Annotated in this window: 7 protein-coding genes; all 7 read right to left on the minus strand. The window is 70.4% G+C overall.

Annotated elements, in window-relative coordinates:
• Positions 1–118 precede the first annotated feature (118 nt).
• Entirely contained in the window at positions 119–2,419 is a 2,301-nt protein-coding gene (locus FBZ90_RS18385; protein WP_246130487.1) for a glycoside hydrolase family 31 protein, read from the minus strand.
• 209 nt (positions 2,420–2,628) lie between these two features.
• Entirely contained in the window at positions 2,629–4,722 is a 2,094-nt protein-coding gene (locus FBZ90_RS18390) for a phosphocholine-specific phospholipase C (protein ID WP_145734426.1), read from the minus strand.
• Positions 4,723–4,769: 47 nt separating this feature from the next.
• The gene (locus FBZ90_RS18395; RefSeq protein WP_145734428.1) at positions 4,770–6,029 is read right to left on the minus strand and encodes a histidine-type phosphatase; all 1,260 of its coding nucleotides are present in this window, start codon (positions 6,027–6,029) and stop codon (positions 4,770–4,772) included.
• A gap of 71 nt (positions 6,030–6,100) precedes the next feature.
• Entirely contained in the window at positions 6,101–7,264 is a 1,164-nt protein-coding gene (locus FBZ90_RS27915; protein ID WP_186455898.1) for a hypothetical protein, read from the minus strand.
• Positions 7,265–7,266: 2 nt separating this feature from the next.
• Positions 7,267–10,227 carry a TonB-dependent receptor gene (locus FBZ90_RS18405; RefSeq protein ID WP_186455899.1) on the minus strand — a complete coding sequence of 987 codons (2,961 nt, stop codon included), beginning with the start codon at positions 10,225–10,227 and terminating at the stop codon, positions 7,267–7,269.
• 67 nt (positions 10,228–10,294) lie between these two features.
• On the minus strand, positions 10,295–11,290 hold the full coding sequence (locus FBZ90_RS18410) for a FecR family protein (protein WP_145734432.1): 996 nt from the start codon (positions 11,288–11,290) through the stop codon (positions 10,295–10,297).
• Positions 11,287–11,835, minus strand: a complete 549-nt coding sequence (locus FBZ90_RS18415) for an RNA polymerase sigma factor (protein WP_186455900.1) — start codon at positions 11,833–11,835, stop codon at positions 11,287–11,289. The genes FBZ90_RS18410 and FBZ90_RS18415 overlap by 4 nt, the downstream gene beginning before the upstream one ends.
• Between the last annotated feature and the right edge of the window lie 43 nt (positions 11,836–11,878).

Here is an 11,878-nt window from a genome sequence, read left to right on the forward strand (position 1 = left end):
GCGGTTCCTTGAGCCATGCTCATGAAATGGAAACGGCCACGACGATAGCCGTGGCCGGTCCCTAGGGGCGATGACGCCCGTCACAAGGTTCCTCTCGCGAGGACCTGCTGGGCTTGGCCTAGCGGCCCACGACCTGGACCAGGTCGGCGGGCGCCTTGGCGAAGGGCTCGCGGGCACCTTCGGCCGTCAGCTTTCCCGCCTTGTCGTCCCAGCGGAGGGTGGCGACGCTGCCGCCCTTGCCCTTCTCATAATCCAGGCTCAGCCCGTCGTCGTCATAGACGGTGGCGCTGCCGTCGCGGCCGGGATAGACCTTCAGGGCCACGATCTTCTGCTTCTCCGCCGTCGATTGCACGTCGGCGCCCAGCGGCAGGATGGACCCGGCCCGTACGAACAGGGGGATCTGGTCGATGGGGGATGCCACGGTCACCCACTGGCCGCCGGCCAGCTTCTCGTTGGTCCAGTAGTTGTACCAGTCGGTGCCGGCCGGCAGGTAAACCGGCTTGCTCGTCTGGCCCACCTCCGTCACCGGCGCCACCAGGAAGGCGGGGCCGAACATGTATTCCGTGCCCATGTCGGCGACATTGGGGTCGTGGGGGAAGTCCATCCACAAGGCCCGCATGAAGGGCACGCCCGTGTCGTAGGTGGCCTTGGCCTGGGCGTAGAGATAGGGGATCAGGGCATAGCGCAGCCGGTCATAGCGGGCCATGATGGCTTCCGCCTCCGCGCCGAAGGCCCAGATTTCCGTATGCTTGCGGTCGCCGTGCAGCCGCAGGGTGGGCAGGAAGGTGCCGTACTGGAACCAGCGGACCATCAGTTCCGGATAGTCATGGTTCTGGCCCACCGTCTCCTCGGCCCCCGCCGGGCTGACCAGGGGCGTGCCGGTATAGCTGGTGGTCTGCGGCAGGTACTGCCAGCCGCCGATGTCGTTGCCCCAATAGGCGATGCCGGACGCCGTCATGTTCAGGCCGGCCGGGATCTGGCGGCGCAGCGCCTCCCACTGCGGGCTGATGTCCGATGACCAGAACAGGGCGCCGGTGCGCTGCGATCCCAGATAGGCGGCGCGCGACAGGATCAGGGGCCGCCGGTTGGGCCGCCAGGCCCGCAGTCCCTGCGCCACCCCCTCGACATGCAGCAGGGGGAAGACGTTGTGGTACCGGTCGCCGGAACCGATGGAATAGAAGAAGCCATCGGGCACCAGGTCCGGCTCGGTCTCGTCCAGCCAGGGATAGTCGAAGCCGTGGCTCAGCACGTTGTCGCGGATATGGTCCCAGAACCACGCGCGGGCGGCAGGGTTGGTGGCGTCGATCAGGGCGCCGGCCCGGTCGGAGCGGAAGGGCAGGCCGTCCACGGTCTTGCCGTCCTCGTCCTTCAGCAGATAGCCCTTGGTGTCCAGCTCGTTGAAATAGCGTCCCGAGGTCTCGAACCGCGGCCAGAGCGAAACGATGGACTGCAGGCCCATGGCGTGCAGGTCCTGGTTCATGGCGTCTGGGTTGGGGAATTCCGCCGGGTTGATGTCCAACTGGCCCATGCGAGTCCAGTAGAACCAGTCCAGCACCATGATATCCAGCGGGTACTTCTTCTGCCGGTAGGTTTTGGCCACGCGCAGGATCTCATCCTGGCTGTCGTAACGCGCCTTGGACTGGATCAGGCCGAAGGCGGCCTTGGGCGGGATGGGCGTCTTGCCCGTCAGGCGGGCGTAGGCGCCGTAAATCTCGGCCGGGGTGTCGCCGGTGATGACGAAGAAGCTGACCCGCTCCCCCACCGTCGACGAGAGGGAGGTGGCGCCGCTGATGCCGGCGCTCAGCACCGTTTCCGCCGGGTTGTCCCAGACGATGGCGTAGCCCTTGGAGCTGACGAGCACCGGCACGCACACGGTTTCACCCCCGGGGGCGTCATACCAGTGCTTGCAGTCCAGTGTGCGGCCGCGCAGGTCCAGCGGGCCCAGCGACTGTTGGTTCTGGCCCATGCCGTAATAATGCTCGTCCGCTGGCGCCTTGAAGCTGGCACCCACCTGATAGGTCTTCTCCCCCGCCACTGTGTGCGGCGCCATGGACCAGCTGGTCATGTCCAGCACCACCTGTCCCCGCGCGTTCTTCACCTGCAGGGTGACGGGCGGCAGCTGGGGGGCGAAATACTTCTCCATCTGGCTGGGCACGTGCGGCGGCTTGGCGGCGTCGACATGCAGGCTCAAGGCGCCGGAGGTGAAGCTGTCGCCGCCCACGTCGCCGCTGTGGCGGAAGCCGGCGTTGTCGGCAGCACCCGGCAACAGGCCATAGCCGGGGCCTTTCACCGCCTGGTCCTTCTCCGCCGCGATGGTGACGCGCACCACGTTGGTGCCGTATCCCTCCACCGAAACATAGGCGCCATAGTGGTCCAGCACCGCCAGGGGATCGGCCTTCGCCCCGGTCGTAAGGCCCACCGTCAGGGCCCCCGTCAGTGCCAGGGCGGAAACGAAACCAGACAGCGTCGCCCGCGGGAACGGCGCCCTTTTCCTTGAACCCACCATCTTGAGATCCAGTCCTCCGGCTGACGGTGCCGGCCTTATGGTGGCCGGCACCGATCCTCGCGATAAGTATTATAAAAATCCTATTCGCATGCCGGGGCCGTGGATCAAAGCGATAATTGCCCTCAGCCGGCGGCGGCGGGGGAGGCGAGGGCCGGGTCGGTGCTGGCCGGCCAGTCCCCGTCCACGCGGCCCGCCAGGCGGCGCTGGACGTGTTCCCCCGTGATCAGCAGGTCGTACCAGCCCAGTGTCGGGCGCAGCGGCCAGCGCATGACACCGCCCTCCGGCCCCGGCGTCCAAGCACGGTGCTGGTCCTTGTAGGCGGCGGGCTGGACGGTCACGTCGGCACCCCCGCCCGGGGCGACGGTGATGCGCAGGGCATCGCCCTCCACCGCCCAGCTGAGGCCAGCGGTTCCCATGCGGGTGCCGGTGAAGGCGCGGTGGAAGCCGTTCGGTCCCCGCACCCACAGATCATAGGCGCCCTCCGGCCCCGTCAGGTGCCATTCCCCCGACAGGGTGCGGCCAGCCTCCACCGTGTAGCGACGGGGGATGGCGTCCAGCCGCAGGCGGTCATAGACATGGAACACCGCGCCCTGGCCGGCCCCGGCCACGAAATCCAGGCGGATGGTGCCGGCGGCGGAGTCGACATGGTCGCTCACCTCCAGGGCATAGCGCAGGCGCCGCGACGGCCGGGTTCCCGCCTCCTGCACCGGATGGGGCGGGGCCACCGGCGTCTCGGGGATGGCCTGGCCGACGATGGCGCGGGCGCGTTCCCGGGTGGGCGCCGTCTCCGGCAGGGTGGGCAGCTTGGCGTTGGGGGTCTTGAAATCGAAGGCCGTGGTCAGGTCGCCGCACACCGCCCGCCGCCAGGGCGAGATGTTGGGCTCCATCACGCCGAAGCGCTTTTCCATGAAACGGATGATGGAGGTGTGGTCCGCCACCTCCGAATGCACCCAGCCGCCGCGCGACCACGGGGACAGGATGTAGCAGGGCACGCGCGGGCCCAGGCCATAGGGGCGGCCGCGCAGGTTCAGGTCGTCGCCATCGGCGCCGGGGGCCTTCAGGCGGTGATAGTCGTCATCCGTCGCCGCTGTGCTGGCCCCGGCGAAACCGCCGGGGGCGTCCGGGTCGGGCGACGGCGGGGCCGGTGGCGGCGCATGGTCGAAAAAGCCGTCATTCTCATCGAAGGTGATGAACAGCACCGTGCGCGCCCAGACCTTGGGGTTGGCGGTCAGGGCGTCGATGACCTGGGCGGTGTAGGCCGCGCCCTGCGCCGGGCTGGACGGGCCCGGATGCTCCGACCCCTCTTCCGTGCCGACGACCCAGGAGATCTGGGGCAGCCGGTCGGCCAGCACATCCTCGCGCAGCTTGTCCAGCGCCCGGGTGGACAGGCCCTTGTCCCGCAGCACGGCACGGGAGCCCGGGTCGCCGCGATAGGCGGCGCGGTACTGCAGGAAATTGGCCAGCGGGTTGTCGCCGAAATTGTCGGCCATGTCCTGGTAATGGCCCCAGGTGACGCCTGCCGCTTCCAGCCGCTCCGGATAGGTTGTCCAGGAAAAGCGCGGGATGCTGGCCGCGTCCGGCTTTTTCAGGTCATCGTCGGGGTTGTCGATGGCCGGGCCGCCGCCCTTGCCGTGCGGGTCGTTGGTGCCGGTCCACAGGAACAGCCGGTTGGTGTTGGTGCCGGTGTGCATGGCGCAGTGATAGGCGTCGCAGAGGGTGAACGCCTCCGCCATGGCGAACTGGAAGGGGATGTCCTCCCGCGTGTAATAGCCCATGGCGCGCTGGGTCTTGGCCTCCGGCCAGTGCGCCATGCGGCCGTTGTCCCAGGCGGCCTGGGCGTTGTTCCACTGGTGCGGCGTGCCCAGCATGCGCATCAGTTCGAAATGCGCCTTGGTCGACAGGTGGAAGGGATTGACGATGCGGGGATGCGGGTCGGTGCGGTCGCGCTGGTCCCACACGGTCATCGTCTGGCCGTCCGGACCCGGTGGCACCGGGATGGGGAAGCGGTCGCCGAAGCCGCAGACACCGGACAGGGTGCCGAAATAATGGTCGAAGCCCCGGTTTTCCTGCATCAGGACGACGATGTGGGCCACGTCCTCCAGGGTTCCGGTGCGCACATCGGCGGGAATGGCGGCGGCACGGGCCAAGGCCGGCGGCAGGCCGGCCAGGGCGACGCCGCCCAATGCATGGCGAAGAAGCGAACGGCGATCCATCATGATTGGGCGGCTTTCCAGTAAGAGAGACCGTGGGCGGGCGGGGGGCGTCAGCGGACGACGGACAGTTTGTCCGTCACCGTTTTCACGGGGCACAGCTCGGCACAGCCGGGCAGGGTCAGGACGGCGCTCCACGGCGGGGTGGCCAGGCTGAGCGGCGCCAGGCTGCGCACCTGGTCCGGGGTCTGGGCGACATAGGCGACGCGGACCAGGGCCTGGCCGGCGGCATCCCGCCACAGTTCCAGCCGCAGGCCGCCGCCCACGGGCGGGTCGTCCTCGCCGTAGCCCTGAACCTGGAAATGGACGCCCAGCAGGCCGGAGATGGCGGCGATGTTGTCGTCATGGCCCACCAGCAGGGTGACGGGCGGCTGGCCGGTGCCGGTCAGCGCCTGGACCATGCGCGGGGCCAGCGCCACCGCTTTGCGCGGCGCCATGTAGGCGTTGCGGGCGAACACGTCGAACTGCAGGCCGTGCAGGCGGGAGATTTGGGCCAGCGCGTCACGCAGCCCCTGGCCGTCGCCCAGCCGGCCCCAGGCGACCTGGCTGGCCGGCAGTCCTTCCAGGTACTGCAGGATGAAGATCTGGGCGGCGCCGGCCGTCTGCGCGACGGGACCGCGCAGATCCACGCCCCGGTTGTCGGCGCTGGGGGTGATGGTGGTGCGCATCTGCACCAGGTCGCACGCCGGGGTGGCGCGGTCGCAGCCCAAGCCCCGCGCCGTCAGCGTGATGGCGGGCACCAGATAGGTCGAGGCGTTGCGCACATCGCCCATTTCCGGTTCCATCGCCGCCACGGCGGCTTTGGCGTCAACGGTGGCGGCCCCCGCCTCGAAGGGGTCGAACAGGGGGTCCAGCGTGCCCGGCGGCTTGTGGCCGATGTCCAGGGCGCAGTCGGGCGCCAGGCCCTTGGCCATGGCCTCGCCCGTGCGGATGGTGCGCTCCGCCGAATTGGTCCATATGGCCACCTGGCCCTCGGCCGGGCAGCCCTGGGCCGGCAGCAGGCCGTTGGCGGCCAGCCATTGGCGCTGATACGCACCCATCAGGGTGGCGGCGGCGGCGCCATGGGGCGTCAGCAGGCTGGGTGCCACCGGCCAGGCGGCCCATTCACCCTGGGCCAGGCCGGGGGCGGCCTCGGTGTCCAGGGGTGCACGCACGCCATGGCGCACCAGCATCACCACACGCTCCAGCCGCAGGGGCTGGCCGTTGCCGGCGTGGGGCCCGGTGGTGGCATCGGTCGGCAGGTTGGCCTGGGCGGCGGGGGCGGCGGCGGCCAGCAGCAGGCCGGCCAGGAATAGGGAAGCGAGGCGGGTCACGGGCTTCTTTCCAGTTGTGATCCCCGGTGGAACCAAGGTGGGGACCAGGGTGGGAATGAGGGATCGGGGTATCAGAACACCCCTTGGGCGCGCAGTTGGGTCAGCGTCTGGGCCAGGGCGTCCAGTCCGCCCGTGGCCGCCAGGGATTGGATACGGGCCGCTCCCAGGCGGGCCAGTACCGGATGGCGATATCCCCAGGCGTAACGGGCGGGATCGGTGGCATCAATGCCGAAGCGCGGGGCCAATTGGCGCAGCAGCGCATCGGCGTCCTCGACGGCCGGCTCGGCATAGACCCAGTTGTGGTCCGACTGGGCGTGGATCAGGCAGGCGGACCACCAGCGGGGCACGCTGCCCACACCGGGCAGGGTCAGGCCGCCTTGCGCGGTGGGCACCAGATATCCGGCCTCCACCGGATCGACGCGGGCGATGATGGCGGCGGCGCGCAACCAATGGACCAGCCGTTCCGGCTTGCCGCGCTCCGGCGCCTGGTGGGCGCAGGCCTGGACGATGACCAGATCGGCGGGCAGGTGGCGGGCCATGGCCTCCGCCAGGCCCAGGATGTGGTGGGCCCCGGTGCGGAAGTCGCCGTCCGCTCCGTGGCCGCCCAGGGGAATCTCCGGCGGCAGGCCGCCGTCGGCGCGCCAGACGAACAGGAGGGCCTTGGCCCAGTCATGCCACAGGGGGGCGGCGGTGATCAGATCGTCCTGGCCGTCCAGGTCCACCCCCTCAAGGGTGCGGTAGGCGTCGGCGAAGTCCTGGGCGCTCCGGGCGTTGAACGCCTCATGCACGGGCAGGCCGCCCGGCCAGGAATGATGGCTGCCGGCATTGCCGCCGGGGGCGGCGGCGAACGGCTGGGGCAGGTGGGGGCAGGGGCCGCCGTCGTTCGGCAGGGCGGGGAACAGACCCGCCATCAAACCGCCGGGCAGAGCGGTGGCGTCGGCGGCATCGGCCAGGCCCGCCGCCACCAGCCGGTCGATGATGGCCTGGCGCGCCGCGGCGTCCAGGTTGGCGCGATGGACGACACAAGTGTCGGGGTTGAATAGGGCGTCCCGGGTCGCCGCCTTGATCGCCGGATCGTGGATCGCGTCCACGTCACTCCGCAGCCGGACCAGCGCGTCCCGGGTGAGGGGGGAGGCGTCGGCGATGGCGGCAGGGCTGGAGGGGGCGGCCAAGGCGGGCGGGGCCAGCAGCAGGGTGGCGGCCAGGAGGGCCGGGCGAAGCACGGAACGCGGCATCGTCAGAATTCCTGCTGAAGGCTGAGTTCGAAGCTGCGGCCGGCGCTGATGGTCTGCACCACCGCGTCGCCGTGGCGGCCCACGCTGGTGCGATAGGCCAGGGCATCGCCCAGGTTGCGCACCGTCAACCGGGCGCTCAAACCCCCGCCGGCGTCATAGCCCGCGCTGAGGTCCAGCCGCCGCGTCGGATGCACCCAGGTATCCAGGGCGCTGCCGGCCATGGTCGTTCCGCCCCCGGAAACAAAGGCGGTGCCATAGGATTGGACGTAGTCGTCGGCCCAGCGGTAATCCATCGCCAGGTGCAGGGGGCCCCGGTCGTACCGCAGTTGCACCCCGGCCAGCCAGCGGGGCGCGTACTGCACCCGCTCCACCGCGTTCAGGTCGGCGTTGTTGAGGCGCACCGATGTCGTTTCCCAGCTCAGGGTGCCCGCCAGGCGAAAGTCGCTCAGCGCGTCGGCCACGGTCGCCAGCCCCTGGTCCAGCGACAGTTCCGCCCCCGTCAGCCGGGCGGTGCCGCCGTTGGTGGGGATGCTGAGGCGCACCTGCGCGTCATTGGTGGCGGATCCGGTCGCCAGGCTGCCGCCGGCGTCGTACAGGTAGTTCTTCAGCCGCTTGCGGAAGACCGCCAATTCCAGCCGGCCGTCCTCGCCGGCGGCCTGGCCCGTCCAGGCCCAGGCGCCCGACAGGTCGAAGTTCAGCCCGTCCACCGCCTTAAGGTCCGGGTTGCCCCGCGTGATGGTGAGCACGCCGTCGCTGTCCTGGGTGGCGGTGGCGTTGCCGGCCAGCTGGTAGGGGGACGGGGCCGTCTGGCTGGTCCACACGGCGGCGCGGTAGGTCAGCTGCGGGTCCGGCTGCCACTTGGCCAGCAGCCGGGGCAGCAGGGCGGTGAACTGACTGTTGCTGTCGTTCCAGCCGTAATGGACGCCGCCCGCCGGCGCGCCGTTGCCGCCGGACAGCCAATAGCGGTTGGTCAGGTCGGAGAATTCGGCGCGGAAGCCGGGCAGCAGCACGAAATCATCCCAGGTCAGGCGCACCTGGCCGTAGGCCGCGACCCGTCGCTCCCCGCCGCTCAGCGTGTTGCCGTTCCAGGCGTCGGCGGTCCAGGTGGCGCCGCCGTCGCGCTGGCGGTACAGCTGCGCCAGCCGGTCGGCGTTGATCAGGGGGAAGGTGAAATCGTAGATGCCGGCCAGGGGGGCTGTCAGGGTGCCGGCGCGCAGGCCCGCCGCCGCCAGGCTGGCCACCGTGCTGCCGGCATCCACCGCCCCCTGGCCGCCGACCAACTGGCCCTCCTGGTCCCGGCGGTAACTGTCGCGCTGGCTGTCGGTGATCTTCACCCCGGCTTCCAGCGTGGCGTCGGCGGACAGCGCCAGCTTGCCATCCAAGGCGCCGCCGATCCGGTCCTGGCGGCTGGACAGGCTGGTGATCTGGCCCCGGTTGGAAACAGGCAGGTTCTCCACGCCATCGGCCATGGCCAAGGCGGCGGACGGCCCCGCCACCACCGGATATCCGTCCTGGCGCCCCAGGCTCAAGCCCTGGTTCACCGTGGTGGCCACCGGGTTCCAGAATGACATCTCGATATGCTGGGGCCGGCCGTTCTCTCCCCAGGTGTAGAACAGGCGGGGCGCCAGGGTCAGGGCGCCGGCGTGCCAGTCCGCCCCGACCTGCGCCGTTCCCAGGGTCGCCGTGTCCGGATTGGTCTCGAACCAGTAATGCACCTGGGTCTTGACGCTGCGGTTCTCATAAAGGCCGTTGCCCAGCGCCACGCGGGAGATGAAGCTGGGGTCCCGCCCGCCCTGGAAGCCCATCTGGTAGACCTCCTGGTCCGTGTCGGCTGTGGCGACCGTGACATGGGCGAAGGCGTGGAAGGTGTCGCTGGGCTGCCAGTCGCCGGCCAGGCTGCCGCCCCAGCGTCGCGTTTCACCTTCCGAATATTGCACGTTCAGCGAGGTGGCCATCAGGTCGCGCGCCGGGTCCATCCCGGCCGGGGGCTTGCCGCTGGCGTCGACCAGGCGGTACTCGAATTGCGTCGTCTGATAGGACTGTTCCACGCTGGCGAAGCGGTTGCGGCCGTAATAGCCCGTGACCGACAGCCCCAGCGTATGGTCCCGGCCGAACTGGCGGGAGATATCGGCGATGGCCATGCCCCCGCCGGATGGACGTCCCAGGCTGGCGGACCGCTCATCCAGGTTGCCCTGGACCAGCAGGCGGGTATGCTCCCCCCCTTCCAGGGCCGAGGCCAGGCGCAAGTCGAACTGGCCGGCGGTGGCGTCGCCGTCGTCGTGGGCGTCCGGCGTCTTGGTCAGTTCCACACCGTCCATGGCCAGCGGCGGCAGCAGGCTCAATTGCACGGCCCGGCTGTAGGGCATGCTTTGCGCCACCGAGACCCCGTCCAGGCGCGTGACGGCATAGGCGCTGTCCAGCCCGCGCACGGCGGCGAACTGGCCCTCCCCACGCGCGGCCCGGTCGATGCCGCCCAAGTCCCCTTGCAGGGACGTGACCAGCACGTTCACCCCGGCCAAGCGGCCCAGCCCTTCCGCCAGGGTGCGGTCCGCCCGTTCCCGCAATTCGGTCGCTGTCAGGCTGTCTGTCAGGGCGGTGGCGGTGATTTCGCCGGGCGGCGTGTCGTGGTGGGCGGCGCGGACGATCAGCACCTCCGGCAACTGACCGGGCGCCGGCGCCAAGGCCGGGATGGCGACGGTCGCGGGAACCGGCGCCCGCTCCAGCTCGATGGCCCCGCCGTCGCCCAGGCGATAGCGTAAATGGCACCCTGAGATCATATGGGCCAGCGCCGTCTCGAAATCGGTTTCACCCGACAGCGGCGCCGTGCGACAGCCGTGCACCAACTCGGGCCGGAACAGCACGTCCCGGCCCGACTGCCGTGCCAGCTCCAGCAGCGCGCTGCCCAGGGGTTGCTCCGTAATGGTATAGGCGGCGTGCGCCGCCGCCGGGGCGGTGGCCACCATTCCGGTCAGACCGGGCAGCAGGGCGCACGACACCGCCAGCCGGCGGTGTCCTGGCCTGCGCGAAGGGTCACCGCCGGCGGCCAATCCGGTAATCCCCATTGGCGTCCTGCCGCCAGGTGATGGGATGCAGGCGGGCCAGGGCCGCCAAAAAACCGGCGATGTCGTCGGCGCGGTAGCTGCCGCTGACGCGGATGGCGCCCAGGGCGGGATCATCCAGGCGCAGCACGATGCCCGTGCGGGCCGCCACCTCCGGCACCACCTGCGCCAGGGGCATGTCGTCGAACAGCAGGCGGCCGTCCTGGCGCGCCGCCACCTGGGCCAGGTTGGCCTTTCCCAGGCGCACCGGACCCTGGCCGTCCTGGTCCACCTGCTGGCCGGGGCTCAGGTTCAACAGCACGCGGCCGCTGTCCCGGTCGCGAATTTCCGCTGCCCCCTCCAGCAGGATGGCGCGCACCTGGGTGCCGTGGGACGACACGGTGAAGCGCGTGCCCAGGTCGCGCACCTCCAGCCCCCCGGCCAGGACGTGGAAGGGCCGCAGCCTCTCATGCGTCACCTCGAATTCGGCCTCGCCCTGGGCCAGGTCCACCCGGCGGCCCAGGGGGTCGATGCGCACATGCAGGTGGGTGGACCCACCCAGGCGCATGACCGTGCCGTCGGACAGCGTCACCTGCGGATGGTCGTGGGCGGCGGTGACATAGTCGGCCTCGCTGACCGCGCCGTTCCACAGCCAGACCAGCGCCAGGGCCATGGCGGTGGCCAGGCCCGCCAGCGGCGGCATCCAGACGGCGCGGCGCCAGGACCGGTGCGGGCGCGTCTGGTCGTCGGCCAGGCGCAGGCCCCGGGCGCGGGTCAGATCCGGCCGCAGCGCGCCCTTGTCGGTGATGGCGCCGCTGGCCGTCCAGGCGCGTGTCACCAGGTCCATGGCGGCGGTGTGGCGGGGGTCGGTTTCCAGCCAGGCGCGGAAGGTCCGCTGGCCCTCGGCGCCCAGGTCCCCGTTGTGTATGCGCCGCAGCCAGGCGGCGGCGTTTTCCAGTATGGCTTGGTCCTGATCGGTGGGGGTCAACGCGACGGCTCCACCATCGTCCGGGCCAGATGGGCCAGGACACGTTCGATTTGACGGGACACCGTTTTGACCTCAAGACCCAGGCGGCCGGCAACCTCCCGGTGGCTCAGCCCGTCGACCCGCACCAGCAGGAAGGCGTGGCGCGCCAGCGGGTCCACGTCGCGCAGCGCCGCCTCCAGGCAGGCCAGTTCCTGCCGGAACATCAGGGTGCGTTCGGGCGTCGCGGCGCCATCGTCCACCAGCTCCGCCACCTCCTCCAGGCCGTCATGGGCGTCCTGGTGGCGGGCGGTGTTGCGACGGAAGCGGTCGATCAGCAGATTGTTGGCCACGCGCAGCAGAAAGGCGCGCCAGTTGTCCACGCCCCGGTCCGGGGCCGCGGACAGCGCGCGCAGATAAACGTCCTGGACATAATCGTCCACGTCTTGCGCCTGCCGGACGCGGCGGGCGAAATATCCCCGCAGCGCCGATTGGTGCGCTTCCAGCTCCGCGCTGTCGAATACTGACGACGGCGTGCTGTCGGTCCTGGCATCGGCCTGGCTATCCATCTTTCCCCTCGGCCGCTGTGCTGGCGCGGACAAGGTCATAGCG

The organism is Nitrospirillum pindoramense (assembly GCF_007827955.1).
GTDB lineage: Bacteria > Pseudomonadota > Alphaproteobacteria > Azospirillales > Azospirillaceae > Nitrospirillum > Nitrospirillum amazonense_B.

Excerpts from the sequence above, each read along its gene's own strand:
- FBZ90_RS18390 (WP_145734426.1), bottom strand. The coding sequence starts at position 4,722 with ATGATGGATCGCCGTTCGCTTCTTCGCCATGCATTGGGCGGCGTCGCC.
- FBZ90_RS27915 (WP_186455898.1), bottom strand. The coding sequence starts at position 7,264 with ATGCCGCGTTCCGTGCTTCGCCCGGCCCTCCTGGCCGCCACCCTGCTG.
- FBZ90_RS18405 (WP_186455899.1), bottom strand. The coding sequence starts at position 10,227 with ATGGTGGCCACCGCCCCGGCGGCGGCGCACGCCGCCTATACCATTACG.
- FBZ90_RS18415 (WP_186455900.1), bottom strand. The coding sequence starts at position 11,835 with ATGGATAGCCAGGCCGATGCCAGGACCGACAGCACGCCGTCGTCAGTA.